The 20,909-nt window shown below is 47.1% G+C and carries 22 protein-coding genes and 1 tRNA gene; 14 read left to right on the top strand and 9 right to left on the bottom strand.

Annotation, left to right across the window (positions count from 1 at the left end; all coding sequences use genetic code 11):
- The first annotated feature begins 2 nt into the window (after positions 1–2).
- Both GUA87_RS01370 and lepA read left to right on the top strand, forming a co-directional pair.
- Entirely contained in the window at positions 3–452 is a 450-nt protein-coding gene (locus GUA87_RS01370) for a PaaI family thioesterase (protein WP_193714737.1), read from the top strand.
- Between the two features lie 40 nt (positions 453–492).
- On the top strand, positions 493–2,295 hold the full coding sequence (gene lepA / locus GUA87_RS01365; RefSeq protein ID WP_193714736.1) for a translation elongation factor 4: 1,803 nt from the start codon (positions 493–495) through the stop codon (positions 2,293–2,295).
- 3 nt (positions 2,296–2,298) lie between these two features.
- On the opposite strand, the gene GUA87_RS01360 is transcribed toward lepA, so the two are convergent.
- Both GUA87_RS01360 and GUA87_RS01355 read right to left on the bottom strand, forming a co-directional pair.
- The gene (locus GUA87_RS01360) at positions 2,299–2,661 is read right to left on the bottom strand and encodes a GFA family protein (RefSeq protein ID WP_193714735.1); all 363 of its coding nucleotides are present in this window, start codon (positions 2,659–2,661) and stop codon (positions 2,299–2,301) included.
- 3 nt (positions 2,662–2,664) lie between these two features.
- Entirely contained in the window at positions 2,665–3,030 is a 366-nt protein-coding gene (locus tag GUA87_RS01355) for a hypothetical protein (RefSeq protein WP_193714734.1), read from the bottom strand.
- A gap of 141 nt (positions 3,031–3,171) precedes the next feature.
- Between GUA87_RS01355 and GUA87_RS01350 the strand changes: the two genes are divergently transcribed.
- A tRNA-Ser gene (locus tag GUA87_RS01350) sits at positions 3,172–3,262 on the top strand.
- A 458-nt stretch (positions 3,263–3,720) separates the two neighbouring features.
- On the opposite strand, the gene GUA87_RS01345 is transcribed toward GUA87_RS01350, so the two are convergent.
- Both GUA87_RS01345 and GUA87_RS01340 read right to left on the bottom strand, forming a co-directional pair.
- Positions 3,721–5,682 carry a KGGVGR-motif variant AAA ATPase gene (locus GUA87_RS01345; RefSeq protein ID WP_193714733.1) on the bottom strand — a complete coding sequence of 654 codons (1,962 nt, stop codon included), beginning with the start codon at positions 5,680–5,682 and terminating at the stop codon, positions 3,721–3,723.
- Positions 5,683–5,694: 12 nt separating this feature from the next.
- The gene (locus tag GUA87_RS01340; RefSeq protein ID WP_193714732.1) at positions 5,695–6,228 is read right to left on the bottom strand and encodes a type II TA system antitoxin MqsA family protein; all 534 of its coding nucleotides are present in this window, start codon (positions 6,226–6,228) and stop codon (positions 5,695–5,697) included.
- Positions 6,229–7,173: 945 nt separating this feature from the next.
- Between GUA87_RS01340 and GUA87_RS01335 the strand changes: the two genes are divergently transcribed.
- From GUA87_RS01335 to GUA87_RS01315, 5 genes are read left to right on the top strand one after another with little or no spacing between them, the layout of a single operon-like run.
- Positions 7,174–7,935 carry an SDR family oxidoreductase gene (locus GUA87_RS01335; RefSeq protein ID WP_193714731.1) on the top strand — a complete coding sequence of 254 codons (762 nt, stop codon included), beginning with the start codon at positions 7,174–7,176 and terminating at the stop codon, positions 7,933–7,935.
- A 9-nt stretch (positions 7,936–7,944) separates the two neighbouring features.
- Positions 7,945–8,778: a methylated-DNA--[protein]-cysteine S-methyltransferase gene (locus GUA87_RS01330; protein WP_193714730.1), complete on the top strand. Its 834-nt coding sequence runs from the start codon at positions 7,945–7,947 to the stop codon at positions 8,776–8,778.
- A complete protein-coding gene (locus GUA87_RS01325) occupies positions 8,771–9,484 on the top strand; it encodes a 2OG-Fe(II) oxygenase (RefSeq protein ID WP_193714729.1) in 714 nt (237 codons plus the stop codon). The genes GUA87_RS01330 and GUA87_RS01325 overlap by 8 nt, the downstream gene beginning before the upstream one ends.
- Positions 9,468–9,713 (top strand): Ada metal-binding domain-containing protein, encoded by a 246-nt coding sequence (locus tag GUA87_RS01320; RefSeq protein WP_193714728.1) that lies wholly within the window; start codon positions 9,468–9,470, stop codon positions 9,711–9,713. Before GUA87_RS01325 ends, GUA87_RS01320 begins: the two co-directional genes overlap by 17 nt.
- A complete protein-coding gene (locus tag GUA87_RS01315; RefSeq protein WP_193714727.1) occupies positions 9,692–10,315 on the top strand; it encodes an alpha-ketoglutarate-dependent dioxygenase AlkB family protein in 624 nt (207 codons plus the stop codon). The genes GUA87_RS01320 and GUA87_RS01315 overlap by 22 nt, the downstream gene beginning before the upstream one ends.
- Here GUA87_RS01315 and GUA87_RS01310 read toward each other — a convergent pair.
- Positions 10,308–11,201: a LysR family transcriptional regulator gene (locus GUA87_RS01310; RefSeq protein WP_193714726.1), complete on the bottom strand. Its 894-nt coding sequence runs from the start codon at positions 11,199–11,201 to the stop codon at positions 10,308–10,310. The genes GUA87_RS01315 and GUA87_RS01310 overlap by 8 nt on opposite strands.
- Positions 11,202–11,299: 98 nt before the next feature.
- Between GUA87_RS01310 and GUA87_RS01305 the strand changes: the two genes are divergently transcribed.
- Positions 11,300–12,031, top strand: coding sequence for an SDR family NAD(P)-dependent oxidoreductase (locus tag GUA87_RS01305; RefSeq protein WP_193714725.1), 732 nt, complete (start codon positions 11,300–11,302; stop codon positions 12,029–12,031).
- Positions 12,032–12,076: 45 nt separating this feature from the next.
- Here GUA87_RS01305 and GUA87_RS01300 read toward each other — a convergent pair whose 3' ends face one another.
- On the bottom strand, positions 12,077–12,376 hold the full coding sequence (locus GUA87_RS01300; protein ID WP_415774783.1) for a VOC family protein: 300 nt from the start codon (positions 12,374–12,376) through the stop codon (positions 12,077–12,079).
- 253 nt (positions 12,377–12,629) lie between these two features.
- Here GUA87_RS01300 and GUA87_RS01295 point away from each other — a divergent pair, with 253 nt between their 5' ends.
- The 4 genes from GUA87_RS01295 to GUA87_RS01280 are packed head-to-tail and all read left to right on the top strand — an operon-like array spanning position 12,630 to position 14,583.
- Positions 12,630–13,160, top strand: a complete 531-nt coding sequence (locus GUA87_RS01295; RefSeq protein WP_265332180.1) for a TetR/AcrR family transcriptional regulator — start codon at positions 12,630–12,632, stop codon at positions 13,158–13,160.
- Complete coding sequence (locus GUA87_RS01290) at positions 13,157–13,768, top strand: class I SAM-dependent methyltransferase (protein ID WP_193714723.1); 612 nt, start codon at positions 13,157–13,159, stop codon at positions 13,766–13,768. The genes GUA87_RS01295 and GUA87_RS01290 overlap by 4 nt, the downstream gene beginning before the upstream one ends.
- A 9-nt stretch (positions 13,769–13,777) precedes the next feature.
- Positions 13,778–14,107 (top strand): hypothetical protein, encoded by a 330-nt coding sequence (locus tag GUA87_RS01285; RefSeq protein ID WP_193714722.1) that lies wholly within the window; start codon positions 13,778–13,780, stop codon positions 14,105–14,107.
- Positions 14,108–14,154: 47 nt separating this feature from the next.
- Complete coding sequence (locus tag GUA87_RS01280; RefSeq protein WP_193714721.1) at positions 14,155–14,583, top strand: c-type cytochrome; 429 nt, start codon at positions 14,155–14,157, stop codon at positions 14,581–14,583.
- Positions 14,584–14,635: 52 nt separating this feature from the next.
- Here the strand turns inward: GUA87_RS01280 and GUA87_RS01275 are convergent, their stop codons facing one another.
- From GUA87_RS01275 to GUA87_RS01265, 3 genes are all read right to left on the bottom strand, one after another.
- The gene (locus GUA87_RS01275; RefSeq protein ID WP_193714720.1) at positions 14,636–16,789 is read right to left on the bottom strand and encodes a methyl-accepting chemotaxis protein; all 2,154 of its coding nucleotides are present in this window, start codon (positions 16,787–16,789) and stop codon (positions 14,636–14,638) included.
- A 143-nt stretch (positions 16,790–16,932) separates the two neighbouring features.
- Entirely contained in the window at positions 16,933–18,138 is a 1,206-nt protein-coding gene (locus GUA87_RS01270) for an acyl-CoA dehydrogenase family protein (RefSeq protein WP_193714719.1), read from the bottom strand.
- Positions 18,139–18,212: 74 nt separating this feature from the next.
- A complete protein-coding gene (locus GUA87_RS01265) occupies positions 18,213–19,328 on the bottom strand; it encodes an acyl-CoA dehydrogenase family protein (RefSeq protein WP_193714718.1) in 1,116 nt (371 codons plus the stop codon).
- 152 nt (positions 19,329–19,480) lie between these two features.
- Here GUA87_RS01265 and guaD point away from each other — a divergent pair, with 152 nt between their 5' ends.
- On the top strand, positions 19,481–20,833 hold the full coding sequence (gene guaD / locus GUA87_RS01260; protein WP_193714717.1) for a guanine deaminase: 1,353 nt from the start codon (positions 19,481–19,483) through the stop codon (positions 20,831–20,833).
- Positions 20,834–20,909: the final 76 nt, after the last annotated feature.

Here is a 20,909-nt window from a genome sequence, read left to right as displayed (position 1 = left end):
TTATGGATATTAATGCACCGGAAGGGTTTGAACCCTTCGCACGATTGCCGGGTTTTCTCATCACGACCGGACCGCTTTATGTGAAATATCACGATAGTCAGGCCAATCTTGGCCTTCGGGTAGAAGAGAAACACTGCAATATCGCAAATATTTGCCACGGCGGTATGTTGATGACCTTTGCGGATATGCAGCTTGGCGTCGGGTCTCAAGTGGCGCAGAAGATCCATAAATTCCTGCCAACGGTTCATATGTCCTGTGATTTTGTGGCGCCTGCCCCGCTTGGAAGCTGGCTGGAAGGCACAACATTGGTGACAAAGCAGACCCGTAAAACAATGTTTGCGACCTGCCTTGTAACCGCGGATGGCGAAACATGTTTCAGCGCCTCCGGCATTATGAAAATTCCCGGCGACAATGGGCAATTTTCAGATATTGTTTTCGAACCAAAAGGGTAATATCTAGACCCTACGGTTCTTTTGTTCAGATAGTGACACCATGACAGACCTTAGCAAAATTAGAAATTTCTCTATCGTTGCCCATATCGACCACGGCAAGTCTACCCTTGCGGATCGGTTGATTCAGGATTGCGGCGGTCTGGATCAACGGGAAATGCAGCAGCAGGTTCTCGACAGCATGGATATTGAACGCGAACGCGGGATTACCATTAAGTCCCAGACGGTGCGCCTTCTCTATACAGCGAAAGACGGGGAAACTTACACCCTGAACCTGATCGACACCCCAGGCCATGTGGACTTTGCCTATGAGGTGAACCGTTCCTTGTCGGCCTGTGAAGGATCACTGCTGGTCGTTGACGCCTCCCAAGGGGTTGAAGCGCAGACATTGGCCAATGTTTATCAGGCACTGGAAGTGGATCATGAGATCGTTCCTGTGTTGAACAAGGTGGATCTTCCGGCCGCAGACGTGGATCGTGTCTCTGAACAGATTGAAGATGTGATCGGTATTGATGCCAGCGGCGCGATTGCCGTATCCGCCAAAACGGGCCTTGGTATCGACGAAGTTCTGGAAGCTGTTGTCCATAAAATGCCAGCGCCGGAAGGGGACCGGGATGCCCCGCTCAAAGCCCTGCTGATTGACAGCTGGTATGACGCCTATCTTGGGGTTGTGGTTCTGTTCCGTGTGCGCGATGGCGTGATCAAGAAGGGGCAGAAAATCCGCCTGATGGAAACAGGCGCATCCTACCTTGTGGACCGTGTGGGTGTGTTTACGCCAAAAGGCCTGATCGTGGATGAGCTGGGTCCGGGTGAAATCGGTTTTATGACCGCCGCCATCAAGGAAGTGGCCGACACCAATGTGGGTGACACCATCACCGACGATAAAAAACCGGCATCAGAACCCCTTCCCGGATTTAAACCAAATCAGCCGGTGGTGTTCTGTGGTCTTTATCCAGTGGATAGCGCGGACTTTACGGAATTGAAATCCAGCTTGGCGAAACTTCGCCTGAATGACGCGAGTTTCTCGTTTGAAGCGGAAACATCCGCGGCCTTGGGCTTTGGTTTCCGTTGTGGCTTCTTAGGATTGCTGCATCTTGAAATTATCCAGGAACGTCTGGAGCGTGAATTTAATCTGGAGCTGATTACAACAGCCCCATCCGTTGTATATGAAATTCACAAAACAGATGGTGCAGTTGAACATCTTCACAACCCGGCTGACCTGCCGGACGTCATGAAGATCGACCATATTCAGGAGCCATGGATCAAGGCGACCATTATGGTACCGGACGAATATCTGGGACAGGTTCTTAAACTTTGCGAGGACAAACGCGGCGCGCAATTGGATCTCACCTATGCGGGTAACCGTGCCATGGTGATCTACAAATTGCCGCTCAACGAGGTGGTGTTTGACTTCTATGACCGCCTGAAGTCCGTCAGCCGTGGTTATGCCAGCTTCGACTATGAAATGATGGGGTATGAACAGAGCGATCTTGTGAAGCTCAGCATCCTTGTAAATAGTGAGCCTGTGGACGCCCTTGCCATGCTGGTGCACAGAAGCCAGGCGGAGGCCCGTGGTCGTCACCTGTGTGAGCGTCTGAAAACACTTATCCCGCGTCAGCTGTTTAAAATTGCCCTGCAAGCAGCCATTGGCGGCAAGGTGATTGCCCGTGAAACCATCAGTGCCATGCGTAAAGACGTGACCGCCAAATGTTATGGTGGTGACATCACACGTAAGAAGAAACTTCTGGAAAAACAGAAGGCGGGTAAGAAGCGCATGCGCTCCGTCGGTAATGTGGATATTCCGCAGGAAGCCTTTATCGCCGCCCTTAAAATGGGTGACGATTAAACGCTAATCCAGAAACTGAAATGTATCGGCCCCATCGAAATGACGAATTTTGATGGGGTTTGTTATTTTGGGATCCAGCAGGCGCGCATTCACCGCGATTTTATCATCAAAACCTTCCTTCAACCCTTCCCAATGGGTGGTGCATCCACAAAGAATACAGGAATGAAAGGCAATATTGCGATCCCCGTGACTGTATCCCAGCGTATCTGAAGCTTCACATTCAAGGATAATGCGCTGATCCTGAGAATAGATCCAAAGCGCCCCGAGTTTCCGGCAGGCGGAGCAGTTACATTCCGTCAGCCATCTTGGGGCTTCATCAAGGCGAAAACGCACGGTGCCGCAATGGCATTGACCAATAATAGACATAACTCAGCTTAAGTATTTACGTGGGGCGAAGCGGTTCTGGCGCTTCCTGAAGATCAAAAGCAGCAATAAACCCGGCACAATAAAGCTCACCCATGCAGGCGCAAGCAGCAATGTGACGATCATAGGATCCCATAGGAACGGCAATAAGTAACGCTGAACGACCGCTTGAACCAGGTTCAGGCTTTCAGAATCAAATTCAAACCACAGCTGACCCAGCAGCATCGGGGCCCATTCGCCGGCTTGCAAGGACGCTAAAAGCTCTGCGCCGACCAGCATCAAGCCGATGATCAGCAGGATCCACCCAATAATACGCCCGAAAATCACGTTATTTCCCCTTGCGATGCGTCCAAAATCAGGGGTTTCCCCCATTTTTCCAGCTCGTAAACCGCTACCCTACCGCTAATTCAAAGGACGTGACAATATTTTTCCGAATTTGGCGTTTGCAGGCTTGCATTCTGTGGCTTGTCCGTTATATTGCCGCGGTCCCGCAAATACAGCCGGGACCCCCGCGGAGGGGTGGCCGAGTGGCTGAAGGCGCACGCCTGGAAAGTGTGTATACGGCAACACCGTATCGGGGGTTCGAATCCCCCTCCCTCCGCCATTATTTTCTGGAATAAGACTGCCAGCTGTTTATTAGATGCAGTTCATTGGGTAGTGTTTGTCCAGAATACTTGTGGTGCACTTGGATTTAAGGGCAAGGGGGGATAAGCCGTTTCCCCAAGTATTAATACCCATTCAGAAATTTACAGTGGTTTTCCATAGACTACATAAAAAAGTAGAGTTGACCATGCGTAACACTAGTTTTTGTCGAATATTATTTTGTCTACCTAAGTGTAGTATGGAGTAATGCCATAGAGGTTGTTATAGGCAAGGTCGCAAATCATGTTTGACAGTCAAAATATACTGCGGACATAGAGATTTCAATTCACTCAAATACTGGTTGAGTGGTGTTGAGTAAAGCCATATCGTCTATAATTGGGCAATGTTAGTTGATGCTCATAATTTGCTAAGTGATCGGGATATGTAGCAGCGTTATGAAGTGTTCGATAGGCTAGCCCACTAGTTCAATAGCGGCAGTCTTTCTTGATCTTGGTATATTATCCAGGGGCGTATGTGGTTGTCCGATTTGATGGTTTTGATTGCTTCCTGAATATCCTCTTTAAATACATTTGATGTGACCTCTCTGTAGCGCCAAGGGCTAAACGCTCTTGAACCGTATAAAGTCACGCTTTTAGCAGATTGTTCGAGGATTTGAATTGCCTCGTTTGTTTCTCCACAAACGGCTTTGGTAATACCAATACAGAAAAGAATATTCGGATCCCGTAGAGCTGCTTTTTTTTGATATTGCCGGAACAGTTTTAACACGTAGACAAAATTCGATTTGTCTGGGCGTCCTTCCAACCCCCATAGAGCGATAGAAGCGTTGAAAGCATCAGATATGCTTGCAAACATTTTGATGGTTCTCTGTTCCATATTGTTGAATATAACATCAGTAGCTTCAGGGAACCTTCTTGTTGCGATATTTAGCATTGTTAGTGTGTGTCTTTGAAGGTTGAGTTCTTCCTTATTTAACTTAGTTTGTTCGAGAGCCTTAACAACTCGATAAGCGAATTCGGTTCTTTTGCTGAAATTTACTCCATCTACTAATAAGTCATTTCTTACAATTTCGAGTAAGTGTTCGATTGGAGAATTCTCTAGTAATCGGTATACATCAACTAAATCTAGTGATTTAGGGTATGTATTCGCTAACTTCGATACAGCTCTCAATTCAATATCTGCACCTTCAATATATCTGCTTTTATTAATAACGTTCAAATAACTGGCGTTCGCTTTTTCAGTATTGCCAATTGCTTCTAAGGCCTGTGCATATGAAAAGTGAGTAGTGGCTAGGTCTTGTTCGCTGAGACTAAAGTGGTCAAAGATTGATACTGCTTCTTCACTGTTGCCTTGAAGGTGTTCAACTTGAGCCAAGCTTAAGGTGACCTCCTCATCAGTATTGAAGTTTGAAAGAATCTTGCTTTTGGTGTCCGCCCAGTTGTCCTGCTCTCTTCCTGGATCAATAATTTGATTATCAGAATTAAATGGATTGTTGGTGAGTTGGCTGATCGTGATGCTAGCTTGTTTTTGAAGATACTTCAGAACGCCAATTTTGTCTTCAAAATTGCCAATTGAAATTGCGTCAACTAGTTTGCAATAGTCTTTTGAGAGCTTGGTGTTGGGTCTGTGTAATGTAAACAAAGATTGTGTGAAAAGCTCAAGGCTCTCATAATGATATATGGATGCCGCTGCTTTTCTGTAGTTAAGCTTTATAGAAGAGGTCTCCAGCTGTGATTTGAGTATTTGTTCTTCATCATCGATCGTTGGAAGTCTGCTTGGCGTGAATAGAACTCTGGCGCACCTTTCTAGTCCGCTTTTTTGTGATAAAGCTTCATCCCGAATGGACTCTACAACTTTTGTTAGGCCGTCTAAATTTTGTGTATTTGGCACGAATACAATAACTACAGAATCTGGCAATTGTCTTGTGCAAATACCGCTTACATCGGTATGTCCTGTCCTGCTGTCAATTAAGACATAATCTGGAGAGCAAACAGCTTCCCATTGGTTGCGCATCTCCTCCATCAACAGGAAGCCACTGTATTCACTGTAGAGCAATTGCCAATCCAGGCCTTGCAAATTTTGTTCATAGTTTTGGGATCTATCACCAGCTGGCATAACCCAAATCTCTCCATCCACGGTTTCATTGTTCTTATTAGTTGTGGAAAGCCATTTGTCGCACTTTCGAATGTAACCTGAAATGTCAGGAGCTTTTAAGTCGTTGTGCATGTAGTCAGAAATATACTCAACTACACCTTTTCCAGCACATTCTTTGAAAGTGTCAATGGAAGTAATTCCTGGTGCTTCCAAATCGAAATCGACAATCAGGACTTTTTTACCTCTTTTCGCAAATTCTGCAGCGCAATTTGTTAGGGCGAGTGTTCTGCCAACTCCACCTTTATATGAATAAAAAGTAACTACGTGCATTTGATGATCACCTTAAGCGGCTAGCCTTCTCAATTGGAAGTTCTCGGCCCGCGAGATTGTTGCGGGACTAAATTGGGATCTAAATTTTGGTTCCTTTTTGGTTGGTAATTGTTTCGCCTTATTGTTGATTCTCTCAAGTTTATCCATCACCTCTGGGATTGCTAAGAGGCGAAGATAAGTATCTTTGCTGGCATCTTGAATGGTTTTACCGCTTTCCCATCTCTTTATCGAAGCAACTCCAATTTTTGTGAGTTCAGCAAATTTCTCTTGAGATAGTCCAAGCTTCCTACGAATTTCTGTAATCTCTGAGGGGGTAAGGACGCCCATATCTTTGCAAATAGCGTCGTGAATTACAGTTTCGGCTTCTTCGCCGCTAAATACAAAGCTACAAGACGGACAGATAAAAACTGGTATGTCAACTGTAACTGATTTTCCACTACTGCCGTATTGGATGTCTTCGGATTGAAAAGTGCTGGTGAGGTTTTCGTTTTCACAAAGAGGGCAGCAAATATGTTGGTGGTTATCTTCGAGGTATTTACTCATCATGCTTCCCTTTCATTATTTGGTAGAAATATGAAAACTAATCCCAAGGACTACTTGGTTACCTAAATGAAGTTTGACGTATATCGGCTTGCCATCTTTAGACGCTTTCGCGACGAAAATGTGCGCTATTTTTTCTTGAGGGCCGTGCCGCCAATCTTCTGCTTTCAATTCACATCCTGCTTCAATTTGGTCAGCAATCCACTCCCAGGCGCTTTCGTCTGAGAATGTTCCGAGAGCTGAATTACGAGGAACAGAATGGGGGTGCCAGTTGTGTGGGTATTTTCGAGCCACGAACCTTTTTCTACCGTCGCGACAAAGTCGAACTAGTTCCTTTCTAACTGAATCAAGTTTGCTCCCGTTCATTCTACGTGAAGCTCACTTGTTAAACTTGTATGACGGAGCAGGCATCATGCTTGGTATCATATGATGCTGAAAGGAAGGATTGTCAAGTAAATTGACTAAAAAATCGTTAAGAGATCTCAAATGATACTGATTAGTGAGGCGTGTGTGAATGTTAAGAGAGTGGCACATGTATTGTTATTAATTTTGATATTTCGATTCAACCTATTGTGCTCCAGAAAATAGTTAAAGTACATATTTTTATTGTTCAGCTAAGGATAAACTAACCTCCCCATCGCCTCCTTCGCCACCTCAAAGTCAGTGTCAGATGCATACAGCCCGTAGGTGAGGGTAGGGATGTCATGTCCTAAGATGTTGGCGGAGGAACTCCAGCGTTATTAAACTAGGTGGCAACGGTATTCCTGATGCTTTGGAAGACTTCAATCTTCGGCTTGTAGCCCATGTTGTTTTTTTGGAACTGGAACTTTTTGTCTAGACCAACGCTTCGCCGTGATTTCCATTCTATTAAATACCGCAAGAAACGGGTCGAGCTTACTTATTCCCGCAGCTACTCCTTCTTCATTCGAAAATTAGAAGAAGGGTACGAAGATGGGTATGTTGGATGGGAAAGTCGCCATTGTAACTGGCGCGAGTGCGGGTATTGGTCGGGCGGCGGCGTTGTTATTTGCGGAAGAGGGGGCAAGTGTTGTGCTCGCCGCTCGGCGGGAGCAGTTATTGCAGGAGCTAGTCTCCGAAATTCGAGCTAAAGGCGGAAATGCAGTGGCGCTTTCAGGAGATGTTGCCTCAGAAGATTACAACAAAGCGCTGGTTGAACTGACTTTGTCTAAGTTCGGAAAGCTGGATATCGCCTTTAATAATGCAGGGACTTTGGGGTGGCCGGGTGCCATCACTGATCTTTCTTTGGATAATTGGAGCCAGACGCTTTCAACAAATCTGACAAGTGGATTTCTGGCAGCAAAATATCAGGTCCCGGTGATGGTGGCGGCTGGCGGGTCTATTATCTTCACGTCTTCTTTCGTGGGGTATGAGATGGGAATGCCCCATCAATCTGCTTATGCGGCCAGCAAGGCGGGTATTATCGGCCTCGTAAAAACGCTGGCGAGTGAATATGGCGCGGAAGGTATTCGCGTAAATGCCCTTCTACCCGGCGGCACAAATACCGACATGGCAAAGGAGTTCGGAGATAGCCCGGAAGTAAAAGAGTTCGTGAGAAACATTCACGCGCTAAAGAGAACAGCTTCCCCCGAAGAAATTGCCATGACAGCGCTGTATTTGGCATCAGATCTATCAAGCTTTACCACAGGAGCCGCGCTTTTGGCCGATGGTGGTGTTTCCATCAGCAAGGTGTAAGGTAGTGACATGCAAAATCAGGACGAGATTGATTACAAGCGGATTGAGAAAGCGATCCACTTTATCCGTGAGAATTTTAAGGAACAGCCGTCGCTTGAGCAGATTGCCGAGGCAGTGCATGTCAGCCCCCATCATTTTCAGCGGATGTTTAAGGAATGGGCCGGAGTAAGCCCTAAAAAGTTCATGCAGTATTTAAGTTTGGAATACGCTAAAGAGCTCCTGAAAAATCGGTCTACATTGCTGGATGCGGCCTATGAAACGGGACTTTCCGGGACAAGTCGGTTACATGATCTGTTTGTGTCTATCGAAGGAATGACACCGGGAGAGTTTAAAAATGGTGGAGCGAACTTGCCTATTAATTACTCCATCGCGGAAAGTCCATTTGGAAAGCTGATTGTAGCCTCAACCCCCAAAGGGGTGTGTCACATGCAGTTTGAAGAAGATGAGGACCTTGCCTTTGAAGGGCTTCGGGCACGTTTCCCAAACGCTCCGTTCCGTCAGATTACAGACAAGTTGCAACAAGATGCTTTGTTTATTTTCCAGGATGATTGGAAGCGTCTTGATCAGATCAAGTTGCATCTTTCAGGGACGCCATTTCAGATTAAAGTTTGGGAAAGCCTGCTTAAAATTCCGGAAGGGGCCGTGTCCACTTATGGGGATATTGCGACTAAAATCGGGAATCCAAAGTCCTTCCGCGCAGTTGGGACTGCCATTGGAAATAACCCGGTTGCGTATCTTATCCCGTGCCATCGTGTGATCCAAAAATCGGGTCATTTGGGCGGATACCGATGGGGTGAAGATAAAAAATCTGCCATCCTCGGGTGGGAGGCTGCCCATGTCTGAGTTGAAGGATAGAATAGCGGTACTGGATTGGCAAACTGTTGCCGATGACCTCAACAACAAAGGTTATGCGCTTGTTCCTGAGTTTCTGTCCCCCAATGAATGCGGGGCTTTGATTGAAGGCTTTGATCAGGAGGAGGGGTATCGAAAGACCGTTGTTATGGAACGGCATCGCTTTGGCAAAGGATCCTACAAATATTGGAATTACCCTTTGCCGGATTTGGTACAGGAACTGAGGGAAGGACTTTATCCAAATCTGGTGCCTGTCGCCAATTCCTGGATGAAATGGCTTGGAATTTCTGATCAGTTTCCAAAAGACCTGCTTTCGTTGAGTGAGCAGTGTCAGAGGGCGGGACAATCGAAACCAACGCCGCTTATCCTGAAATATGGGCAAGGTGGCTACAACACATTGCATCAGGATTTGTATGGGGAGGTGTATTTCCCCATTCAGGCGGCTTGCTTTTTGAACGAACCGGGTGAGGACTATACAGGCGGTGAGTTTGTATTGACCGAGCAGGTGCCACGGGCGCAATCAAAAGCAATGGTGCTAGCGCCACGGCGCGGTGACATGATCATCTTCACAACCAATTTCCGTCCAGTTCTGGGCACGCGTGGGTACTACCGAGCTAAAATCCGTCATGGGGTCAGTGAAGTCAAAAGCGGAAACCGGTATACTCTAGGGATTATCTTCCATGATGCGACATCTTGAAATTCAGGATGCGGCGTTTAAGGCGTATATCAAAGCTGGAGACATTCAGTGGGGCGGGCATCGCAAATTGAAGATTTATGGTCGTCTTGATTGCTGGTCTGGCAAAAAGATGAAACGGGAAAATCGGGTGTTTTTTAAGAGCAAGGAAGAGGCCCAATCGAGTGGGTTCCGGCCCTGCGGTCATTGTATGAAAAAGGCGTATCGGCAATGGATCTCTTTGAACAGGTAGAAGAAGGACCCCGTAACCTTCTGCCGAAGGATGGTGTGGTCCATTATCATGGATCCGTTATGTCATTGACGGATGCGGATCGTTTTTATGATCAACTTCTCACCGGGATTAGTTGGCAACATGATCAAGCCGTTATTTTTGGCAAGAAAATCACCACAAAACGAAAAGTAGCCTGGTACGGGTCGGAGCCTTTTTCTTACACCTATTCCGGGACAACGAAATCAGCGCTTCCCTGGACGGATGAGCTATTGAAGCTAAAAGCCATTGCCGAGCGGGAAAGTCAGGAGTTGTTTAATTCCTGTCTTTTGAATTTATATCATGATGGATCAGAAGGCATGGCCTGGCATAGTGATGCCGAGCGAGAACTTAAACGAAATGGGGCAATCGCGTCTTTGAGTTTCGGGGCGGAGCGGAAGTTTTCTTTTAAACACAAGAAAACGAAGGAAACCGCCGCGCAGATATTGGAGCATGGCAGCCTTCTTATCATGAAAGGGGAGACGCAAAGTCACTGGTTGCACAGCCTTCCGACCACAAAACGTGTCTTTACCCCGCGTATAAACCTCACCTTCCGAACCATTGAAGGTCATGCACCGCTCACTTGAGGTTATCTTTCAGGAAATCAATCATCACCCGGGTCTTTGAGGGAAGAAAGGCCCGGTCTGGGTATATGATCCAGATACCGGTATCAAATTCTTCCGCAGAAACTTCATGGTTTGGGAACAGGTCAACCAGCTTTCCATCTTGGATGTCCTTCTCCACCATCCAGTCGGCGAGAAGTGCGATCCCTAATCCGCGAAGAGCGCATTCTTTGATCGCAAGCGCATTGCTCATGGTCAGGTTGCCGCTGATGGGAATTTGCGACAATTTTCCTTGCCCATCCTTGAAATTCCAGAAATCCTGATACTGAGGTAAGTCAAATAACAGGCATTCATGCTGTTCAAGGTCGGCTGGTGTTGAGAGGGGTGGATTTTTAGATAAGTAATTTGGCGCCGCAACGACCCGGTATCTGGTGTGTTTAAGCCGGCTACGAATAAAACGATTGTCAGAGAGAGGGTTAAGGCGGATTGCCAGATCAATTTCGTTGGAAATGAGATCCAGATTTTGATCACTTAATTTCAGGTCAATCTGCAAATCAGGGTATAGGTCCCTAAATATGGGTAAGTGCGGCAGGAGACAGGTTTGCCCAAAGGCAACTGAGGTGGAAATCCTCAGCTTTCCACTGACCTTTTTTTGAAAAGAAGCAAGTTCGTCTCGTGCAATTTCCAGTTCATCGCAGATGGGCTTGGCGCGCGCCAAGAATAAATGGCCTGCTTCGGTTAAGGTTAAGCTTCGGGTTGTGCGCTGGAAAAGGCGAGCGTCCAATTGGCTTTCAAGGGTGGCTATGGCACGGGAAATGGAAGAAGGGTCAACGTTTCGCTCTTTAGCAACAGCCGCGAAACTTCCCTTATTCGCGACAGAAAGAAATATGCGAAGTAAGTCAGTTTCCATTCGTGCATATTACGCATGATATAAGTGCATTTGTACCTATTTATTGAGAAATGTGCATTAGGTAAATGTGAACCTCCCTTTAGAAAGAGAGGTAAATCATGGATGCGATGTTCAATTCAAAAAGTGTTTTCATTTCCGGGGCATCACGTGGCCTTGGGGCGGCGTTTGCAAAAGAGGTTATCGAACGTGGTGCTGACAGAATATTTGTGACAGCGCGAAAGTCTGAAGATCTGGGGTATCTGGTTGCTCAAGCCCCAGATCGAGTTGTCCCGATTGAAATGGAGTTAAGTGATCCGGCTTCCATTCATAAGGCGGTGGAAGCGGCGAAATCTGCGTCTATTGTTATTAATAACGCCGGACTTCTTCATTTTGGAAATGTTCTGGATATGCCGGTGAGGGATATTCGGGAAGACATGGAGGTTAATTTTTATGGAACCTTGGAAGTGATTCGCCAATTCACACCCCACTTGAAATTGTCGAAAGACGCCAGGGTGTTAAATATACTTTCCATTGTTTCCTTGGCTAGCAAAGCGGGAATTGGGGGGTATGCCACTTCCAAAGCTGCGGCTTTTTCAGCAACGCAAGCCATCCGCGGGACCTTGTTTAAGGAAGGTATTGCCGTTCACGCGGCATTTCCGGGGGGAATGGATACGGACATGTTGGCGGCCGTGACCGGAGAGGAGAAGGATGATCCAACGTTGATTGCAAAGGAGATCCTTGATCAGATGTCGCAGGGCGTTCTTGATATTTACCCGGGACATGGACAGGAAGTTGGCTTGCTTTGGAAGCGTAGCCCAAGAGAGTTGGAGCAACAGTTTACTGGCGCATAAAGGATCGACTGCTTCGCCCACATAAGGGCGAAGCAGTAAGACGATTTAAGCAACATATTGTTCCTGATATTCCTTAGAAGGTTCGATCAGCTTGATCACATCCACCATCGCGCCGCATGGGTCGGTGACGATAAAGTGGCGTTGACCCCATGGCTCATCCCGAAGTTTAAGAGGGATATTGAGGTTGGCGGATTGAAGCCGTTCGTACAAATCATCCACTTCTTCAAATTCAAAATTCAGCAGAACCCCTTCGGTGGTTTTACGATATGCCTCCGGCACAGTTTCATGGGTTGCAGAGACAAAGGCAAGATTAACATTCTCATTACCTTCCATCTGTAGGTGAATGTACCAATCGCTTTCAAAGATTGTCTTGAAGCCAAAATAGGTTTTGAAAAAGCGGCGCCTTCGAAAACATCTTCAACACATAGTACTGGATAATAGCTGTTCAGTTTCATCAGATAATCTCCATTCATTTTACAGGCAGGGTGTCTATAAAAATTTATTTATAGACAGATTGTCTGTAAGTCAATATATTTCTCATATGCCAAAACCAACGGGGAAAAATAAGGAAAACTGGGAACGTACGCGGGCACATCTATTGTCTGTTGCAACAACCTGTTTTGCCGAGCATGGCTTTGCGGAGACTTCCACAACCATGATTATCAAGGCTGCAAACAGCAGCCGGGGGTCGCTCTATCATCATTTTCCGGACAAAAAGTCGCTTTTTCAGGCGGTTTATGATCAGCAGTGCGTGGTCATTTCCGATCGTGTCGGTGGGTATCCATATGAGGGAATAAATCCGCCCAAGGAACTGGTGAAGGGGTGCCTTGAGTATTTAAGGTTTTTTACTGATCCCGCTTTCGCTCGCATCATTCTGATGGATGCGCCAAATGTTCTAGGGATGGAGTATTGCAGATCCAGAGATGCTGAAACTGCTTATAAAGAGCTTTATGACGGCATACATGCATTTACACCGAATGCTGAAAGAGCGATGCTGTTAACTGATTTCCTGTCAGGTGCTGTAGATTTCTATGCGGAGCGGATCGCCATTTCTGAAGAGCCGGAAAAGACGTATGAGTTGTATGCCGCAGCTTTTGAAGAGTTTGCCAATAAGGTTTTTGAGGAATGAACCTTCGAGACATTGAAAAAACGACACAGGATGTCTACGAGCGCTTAGGTCCTCGCTTTGATGCAGAGCGCCCTAAAAGGCTTCAAGAGAGAAAGTGGTTGTCGCGTTTTCAGGAGCTGTTGCCGTCAGGCGGCGCTATTCTTGATGTGGGGTGCGGGGCGGCTGATCCAATTGCCGCCTATTTTATCGAACAAGGGTTTGCTCTTACGGGTGTTGATTTTTCAACCTCCATGCTGAAATTGGCCAGAGAAAGGTTTCCGAATAATAACTGGATTGAGATGGACATGCGGAAACTGTCTATGGGACAACAGTTCGATGGCATTATCGCGTGGCATAGTTTTTTCCACCTCACACAGGAAGATCAGAAGGCAACGATAAAACATTTTGCAGATCATTTGAAATTGGGAGGCGCCCTTCTTCTCACCGTTGGTCCAGAAGAAGGTGAGGTTGACGGTATGGTCGGAGGAGAGCCCGTTTATCATTCCAGCCTCTCCCCAAACGGATATCGCCAAGAGCTCGCAAAATATGGAATTGATATCGTTGATTTTATGCCCGAGGATCCGGAATGTGATGGCTCCACACTTCTTCTTGCAAAAAAAGTAAGCTAATATCCCCGAATGTGGCAACGGACTCTGACATATTTATTTGTGGCCTTAATAGTCAGCTCATTTATTGCGGTTGGGCTTGGCTTGGCAGGTGAGGCTCATTGCGGTTCATCAGCTGCCATGGCTGAGATGGCTTCTGATATGCAAATGGATGTGTGTGGGGCGACCTGCATGACAGATGAAGGGGGATGTAGTATGCAGACATCCTGCACTGATTTGGCACGTCAAGTACGTACCGAAGCCAATTTGTCATACGTTGTTACTGCAAAGCCGCAGTTTCGGAAAGATCAGGCGGTTTCAGCCGTCATACCAATACTCATACCTCCTCCCAAGATCGTGTGATTGTTCTTTAACCAACCAAATTGAAACAATCTGAAACGAGTATTTTTATGAATGTAAAAAAAGGAATGGTCCTGCTGGGTATTATTGCAGGGCTTGCTGGTGTGTATTTCTTTATTGAGATCATCATCAAAGGAGGTGAACCCGCGGAAATGATTGCGGTGAACGTTCCGGCGCTGAGCAATATGGCGTCAGGCGGTCATGAAGCATTTAAAGAAAATTGCGCGGCTTGCCATGGCGCATCAGCGGGAGGGACCAAGCAAGGGCCGCCGCTTATTCACGATATTTACAATCCGGGCCATCATGGAGACGGATCGTTTTACCGTGCTGTTAAACAAGGTGTGCGAGCCCATCATTGGCCATTTGGCAACATGCCGCCTCAGACCCAGGTAACAGATCAGCAGATAGCGGAGATCATTGCTTTTATACGGGAAACGCAGGTTGCAAACGGCATCGTAAGCAAACCTCACAAAATGTAGACACAAAAAAAGGCCGCGTGGTAAGCGCGGCCTTTTCCAGATTGGCAGAAGACTAGCTTCGAACACTTGCCAGGAAATGTTGTACTTTTTCCCTGAGGTCACGAGAATAACCTTCCAGATTTGTCGCTGTGTGCAAAACAGTACTTGCGGCAGTACCCGCTTCACTTGCGGCTTGGCTAACGGATCCAATGGTGTTGTTCACCTCGGTTGTACCACTTGCTGCTGTTTGAGCATTGCGTGCAATTTCACTGGTTGCGGCACCCTGTTCTTCAACAGCGGCTGCGATACTGCCAGTAACATCACTGATCTCAGAAATGGTTTTCACGATATTTTCAATGGCAGATACGGCATCACCGGTTGCGCCTTGCATTCCGGAGATTTGTTCAGTGATTTCTTCTGTGGCACGCGCCGTTTGAGAGGCGAGGTTCTTAACCTCTGACGCTACAACAGCAAAACCTTTACCTGCTTCACCGGCACGTGCTGCCTCAATTGTTGCATTGAGGGCAAGGAGATTTGTCTGTTCCGCAATATCATTGATCATTCCGACAACTTCACCAATGCGCTGAGCAGATTCTGCAAGGCTGTTCATTGTCTGGTTTGTGTTGTTCGCCTCATCTACTGCACGACTTGTAATCGTTGCAGATGTATTGACTTGTCGACTGATTTCCTGAATGGAGCTTGAGAGTTCCTCAGTTGCAGCAGACACGGAATTTACGCTCATGGTCGCTTCTTCAGAGGCGGTACTGACGACACTTGATTGCTCAGACGCACGGTCAACTGTTTGTGTCATCAACTCTGCTGAGTTTCGCATCTCTGTCGCTGAACCTGATAGTTGATCAATGACGGAACCAACTTCATGCTCAAATGAATTAGCCATATTGTTGAGAGCCTCAGCGCGTTCACGGTTTGAATTCTCCTCTGCCTCACGGCGCTCCTCAGCTAGTTTGATTTCGGCTTCACGCGCTTCTTTTTCACGTTGCTCTTTCGCAGCTTGTCTTGCAACGCGTGTTTCTTCCGCTTCGCGCTGAAGTCGGGCGTTTTCCATACCATTTTGACGGAAGGTTTCAACGGCGGCTGCCATCTTACCGATTTCATCTTTGCGATCTTGTTCAGGTACATCAGCGTCAAAATTGCCGCCTGCAATAACACCCATGGCTTCTGTCATACGAGTAATCGGTGAAGAAATACCGTTCGCAATAAACCAGACGATAAGAATACCGACCAAGATCACGCCTGCTGCAACCATCAGAGAAATGTTTCTGATTTCGTTTGCGGATGCAAAGATCGCTTCATTTGGGGTAACGTAAACAAGTGCCCATTGGGACTCTACACCGTTGAAAGGAACAGGGACGACCTTTACCAGTGCGTCTGCTGTACCATCTGCGGCGGAACCTTCATAATCGCTGCTATTCCCTTTTGCGACTTCACCGAGGGCTGCCATCATTGCTTCAGACTCAGTCTGTTTCCCTAACTTATCTGTTTCAGGTGTATAGACATATAGGCCTCCCGGGGAGGTCAGTTTGATGTGGCCTGCGCCCAATGGTTTAACTGCTGCCATTGTGGCTTGCAGGTCCGTCATGGCAATATCTGAAGTCACTATACCGACAGCCTTTCCGGAAGCATCGCGAATAGGAACGGAAATCGTCGTCATCAAGACATCAACCCCTTCAATTGGGTAAATGTAAGGCTCTGTGAGAATTGATTTATTCGCTTCCAGAGGGGCGGTGTACCAGCCGTCAATTCCAGCTTCTTTTGTCATGACCAGCTTTTCAACACCTACTTTGCCGTCACCTTGACGGAAGAAGTAGGGGACGTAGCGACCCGCAGCATCTGTATAGATACCATCCTTGTGATCTGCGTCTTTGCCATCCAATCCATTTGGTTCAAATGCGACGGTGGACCCAATCAAAGTCGGGTTTTCTTCCACAACCCGGATTGCAACCTGTGCAATGCCTTCACGTGTGGCAATGCCGGCTTTCATCATACTTTCAACGGTCGCACCCAGAGCTTTGGCCGTGTTGTATGCTTCATTTACAATTTTCTGAATAGCCGCAGATTCTTTAGCAGCGTCTGTTTTCAGAAGTTCATCAACACTTTTCTGAGCATTATCTGTGGAGATTGAGTTTGTCGTAAACACCAAGGATAGATTGCTGAGCAGCAAAATACTGACGATGAATACAAGGAGCCGTTGACGAATTGAGTTCATTATGGGATCGCCCGAATTAAAAGTTGCACTTCTAACTTTCGGTATATGCCGAAATGGTAAATCAATTATGAAGCGCGGTGGCGATTTCCCGAATGGTAATCCCTCTCAGAGTGCGAGACCTGAGAGGGAGAGTGTTAGCTGAATTAAAGTCCAAGTACTTGTTTTGAAAGGATAGTTCTCTGAACTTCACTGGAGCCGGCGTAAATGGTTGAGGCGCGTCCGTTCAGATAGCTAGCGGTGACTGTTCTTGCGTATTCTGGGCCCGGATATTCAACGTTGTTGCCGGGGATGCGACTTTCAGGAAGGAAGGGGAGCGCATAATAGGAAATGGCTTCCATTTTTAATTCCGCAACCCGCTGGCCAATCTCCGAACCCAGAAGTTTTGTAATAGATGACTTTGCACCGGGGTTATGCCCCTTTGCCAATGCGGCCATCTGTTTTTTCTCGGTATATTCAGCGGACATCACCTCCACTTCGAGTTTGGCAAGGCGTCCAGCGAAACCTGAATCATCGATTAATCTACCGCCATCATTGCTGCGCTCTTCCGCCGCAATTTTTCGAATGGAGGCGAGGTTGGCGTTGAGGCCCGGCGTATAGGATATGCCGCCACGCTCAAATTCCAGAAGGTATTTTGCTACGGTCCAGCCCTGGTTTTCTTCTCCGATCCTGTTGGTTTTCGGAATACGAACGTTGTCGAAGAAGACCTGATTGAGTTCATGATCCCCGGACAGCATCATGATGGGCTGAACTGTAATGCCCGGTGTGTCCATATCCATTAAAACGAAGGAAATGCCCTCCTGCTTTTTTCCCTCGTTCGAAGTTCTTACCAAGCAGAAGCATCTGTTCGCGTAATGGGCACCTGTCGTCCAGATCTTAGTGCCGTTGATAATATAATCATCGCCATCACTTTCCGCCTTGGTCTGAAGGGCAGCAAGGTCTGACCCTGCACCAGGTTCAGAATATCCCTGACACCAGCTGTCTTCATGTAGAGCAATCCGCGGCAGGTAGAAATCTTTTTGTTCCTGAGTGCCAAATTTATCAATAAGCGGACCGATCATGCGATAGCCCATGGAATTAATTGCAGGGGCTCCTGCGGTGGCGCATTCGGATTCAAAAATATATCGCTGCAGGACGTTCCAACCTGGACCGCCCATGGATTTGGGCCAGTTGTATGCAAGCCAGCCTTTTTGACCCAGTATACGGGCCCAACGGCCGGCCGTGTCGGGATCTGTCCGAATGGATGCTTGAATTGCCGTATTGGCGCGGAGTTCTTCAGATAAGTTTTCTGAAATGAAGTCACGGACTTCCTGACGGAAGGCTTCGTCTTCGGGTTTAAGTGCCAGTTCCATTTTGTCGCTCGTTTTTCTTATTTATTAGCTAGCTTACTAATTAACACGACTGCCAGGTCTTGTCTGCATTTGATTCAAAGATATGCAGAAATCCGCTCCTTCATCATTTCGGTAGAGCCATCGGTATAGGCGGCAATTTTTGCGCACGCTAAATGTTCGCCTAAGAAATGTTCGGATCGAAGACCATTAGCCCCCATGGCTTGGATGCAAGCGGAGATGGCTGGTATCGTTATGTCACCCGCCATTTTCTTGGCAAGTGCAGCAGCCAAGACGGCATCCTGTTTCCCGTCAATCAGTGCTGCGGATTTTTCCACCAATCCTTCAAGTGCTGCGATATTTGTATAGATGTCTGATAAGGACCATCCCATCCCCTGATGAGTGAGGAGGGGTTTGCCAAAGGCATTTCTTTCTTTCCCGTAAGCCGTGGCAAGTTCCAAAGCATTTTTCATCATGCCGACGCACATAGCTGCTACATAAGTTCGCGCCCCATTTATAGATGTCATCGCTACTTTGAACGCTTCACCTGGCGGGGCAAGCATATCTTCTTCTGAAGCAACATAGCTGCTTAATGAAAACTCCCCTGCGCCAATAATATGTCCGCCGATCAGAGAATAGCTCTCTCCTCTTTCAAAGCCAGCTTTCCGGCCGTCTATCAGAAAAGACGCAATGCCTTTCCAACCTTTTGTAGGATCTGTCTGGGCATAAAGGATAATTGTTTCAGCGTTAGTTGCGTTTGTGATCCAGGCTTTGTTCCCTGAAATTTCCCAGACCCCATCGATTTTCTTGGCTGACGTTTGAATGGCCGCAAAATCACTTCCGGCCGTGGGTTCCGTAAGTGCGGTGCAACCCACACGATCACCTGCCATGATTTCGTCTGCCATCTGATGATGGCGCTGGGCGGTGCTTTCTCGCAAGCGGGCCGCAACATTTTGACTGTTAATAATGGAGAAAGCGGCGGCAAAAGAGGTTTGTGCCATCAGTTCAGCAAGTTTGACTTTATCGGAAAATGGTGCGCCCAAACCGCCATGGGCAGGATCAGTTTCAAGACCCAATAATCCAAATTTTGAGGCTTCTTGGAATAGCTCCATATGTTGCGTTTTAGTACTTTCCCATTCGTGGCGTTTATCTTTCAAAAAGGAAGAGACAAAATCGTCCACAATGTCCTGAAGCCCGGGTGTCTGAAACTGCATATTCGCCTCGTTATTATTGTTATTGGTTTTCGGTGAGTTTAACGGGTCGGAAGCGTGGCTGTAAATCTTATCTGAAAAAATGACTCAACTTGGCAAATGTTTGGGCTATTATCGTTAGTTGGGCCGCGTTATGGAGAGTGTAAGGGTAGAGGATGCAACAAGCTGTTAGAGGGGCGTTATTGTCGTTTCGGGCTGATCCTTTTGAGGTGCCTTTGGAAGAGTGTGTTTATCACGAAGCGGATGGTGTTATCGTGATGGAAAGTGGCGTGATAACCGCGTTAGGAAGCGCATCAGACATTCTTCCAAAACTTGAGCGGGGAACAGTGGTCAATCACTATAAAGATTGCCTCATTATGCCTGGCTTTATTGATTGCCATGTCCATTATCCTCAAACAGAGATCATTGGTGCCTATGGCGAGCAGTTAATCGACTGGCTGAATAAATACACCTTTGTGGCCGAGCAAAAATATAAAGACCCTGACTATGCCTTGGGAACGGCCCGTCTTTTTATGCGTGAAATGCTAGGCGCGGGAACTACAACGGCGTCTGTCTTTTGTACGGTTGAGCCTGCATCGGTCAATGCTTTCTTCAAAGCGTCTGAAGAATACGGGCTGCGCAATATTGCAGGTAAGGTTCTAATGGACCGAAATGCCCCGGATGCTTTGTGTGATACGGCAAAAACCGGGTATGATCAATCCAAGGAGCTTATTGAAAACTGGCATGGGAAAGGGCGTCTTCTCTATAGCCTGACGCCAAGATTTGCGCCTACCAGTACGGATGAGCAGATGGAGGCTACAGGTGCCTTGTGGAAAGAATTTCCTGGGACCTATTTGCAGACCCATATTTCAGAAAATCTGGACGAAATTAAATGGGTGAAAGAGCTTTACCCAAATGCGAAGAATTATCTCGATGTGTATGACAGGTTTGGACAAGTAGGGGCCAAGGCGGTTTTTGGCCATGGCGTTCATTTAGAAGAGCGTGAACTCGATCGCTTGAGTGAAGTAGGGGCTTCCATCGCGCACTGTCCGACATCGAATTTGTTCTTGGGAAGCGGATTGTTTGATCTTCAGGGAGCTATGAAAAGGCCCAATCCGGTTCGGGTGGGACTAGCAACGGACCTTGGGGCGGGGACAAGTTTTTCCCAGTTCAGAACGATGGGGGAGGCCTATAAAATTGCCCAGTTGCGAGGCCAAAGTCTGAGCGCATTTGAAGCGCTCTATGTTGCAACCAGAGGTGCAGCGAAAGCGCTTTACCTTGAAAATCAAATTGGAAGCCTTGATATCGGTATGGAAGCAGATTTGGCTATTCTGGATTTGCAGGCGACGTCACTTCTTAAATACCGCATGGAAGCGGCAGAAAGTGTTCATGATCAATTATTTGCCACGATGACATTGGCGCCGGATGCGCTTGTGCGCGCAACCTACGTTGCGGGTAATTTGGTGATGGAACGGGATAGGGAAACACATCAGGCACAATACTATATTCCAGCCAACGATCTCGCATAGGTTTTATTGAGGTTTCACAAAACTGTCATATTGGGGTGACGACTTGTTAAGATTTTTAGCCTTAGATCCTTAACTC

The sequence above is a fragment of the Sneathiella sp. P13V-1 genome (genome assembly GCF_015143595.1).
GTDB lineage: Bacteria > Pseudomonadota > Alphaproteobacteria > Sneathiellales > Sneathiellaceae > Sneathiella.
The sequence above is the reverse complement of the archived record's forward strand: the minus strand, read 5'-3'. Positions and strand labels throughout refer to the sequence as shown.

Coding starts and splice junctions, on each gene's coding strand:
- GUA87_RS01370 (WP_193714737.1), top strand. CDS start 3: ATGGATATTAATGCACCGGAAGGGTTTGAACCCTTCGCACGATTGCCG.
- lepA (WP_193714736.1), top strand. CDS start 493: ATGACAGACCTTAGCAAAATTAGAAATTTCTCTATCGTTGCCCATATC.
- GUA87_RS01360 (WP_193714735.1), bottom strand. CDS start 2,661: ATGTCTATTATTGGTCAATGCCATTGCGGCACCGTGCGTTTTCGCCTT.
- GUA87_RS01355 (WP_193714734.1), bottom strand. CDS start 3,030: ATGGGGGAAACCCCTGATTTTGGACGCATCGCAAGGGGAAATAACGTG.
- GUA87_RS01345 (WP_193714733.1), bottom strand. CDS start 5,682: ATGCACGTAGTTACTTTTTATTCATATAAAGGTGGAGTTGGCAGAACA.
- GUA87_RS01340 (WP_193714732.1), bottom strand. CDS start 6,228: ATGATGAGTAAATACCTCGAAGATAACCACCAACATATTTGCTGCCCT.
- GUA87_RS01335 (WP_193714731.1), top strand. CDS start 7,174: ATGGGTATGTTGGATGGGAAAGTCGCCATTGTAACTGGCGCGAGTGCG.
- GUA87_RS01330 (WP_193714730.1), top strand. CDS start 7,945: ATGCAAAATCAGGACGAGATTGATTACAAGCGGATTGAGAAAGCGATC.
- GUA87_RS01325 (WP_193714729.1), top strand. CDS start 8,771: ATGTCTGAGTTGAAGGATAGAATAGCGGTACTGGATTGGCAAACTGTT.
- GUA87_RS01320 (WP_193714728.1), top strand. CDS start 9,468: ATGATGCGACATCTTGAAATTCAGGATGCGGCGTTTAAGGCGTATATC.
- GUA87_RS01315 (WP_193714727.1), top strand. CDS start 9,692: ATGGATCTCTTTGAACAGGTAGAAGAAGGACCCCGTAACCTTCTGCCG.
- GUA87_RS01310 (WP_193714726.1), bottom strand. CDS start 11,201: ATGGAAACTGACTTACTTCGCATATTTCTTTCTGTCGCGAATAAGGGA.
- GUA87_RS01305 (WP_193714725.1), top strand. CDS start 11,300: ATGGATGCGATGTTCAATTCAAAAAGTGTTTTCATTTCCGGGGCATCA.
- GUA87_RS01290 (WP_193714723.1), top strand. CDS start 13,157: ATGAACCTTCGAGACATTGAAAAAACGACACAGGATGTCTACGAGCGC.
- GUA87_RS01285 (WP_193714722.1), top strand. CDS start 13,778: ATGTGGCAACGGACTCTGACATATTTATTTGTGGCCTTAATAGTCAGC.
- GUA87_RS01280 (WP_193714721.1), top strand. CDS start 14,155: ATGAATGTAAAAAAAGGAATGGTCCTGCTGGGTATTATTGCAGGGCTT.
- GUA87_RS01275 (WP_193714720.1), bottom strand. CDS start 16,789: ATGAACTCAATTCGTCAACGGCTCCTTGTATTCATCGTCAGTATTTTG.
- GUA87_RS01270 (WP_193714719.1), bottom strand. CDS start 18,138: ATGGAACTGGCACTTAAACCCGAAGACGAAGCCTTCCGTCAGGAAGTC.
- GUA87_RS01265 (WP_193714718.1), bottom strand. CDS start 19,328: ATGCAGTTTCAGACACCCGGGCTTCAGGACATTGTGGACGATTTTGTC.
- guaD (WP_193714717.1), top strand. CDS start 19,481: ATGCAACAAGCTGTTAGAGGGGCGTTATTGTCGTTTCGGGCTGATCCT.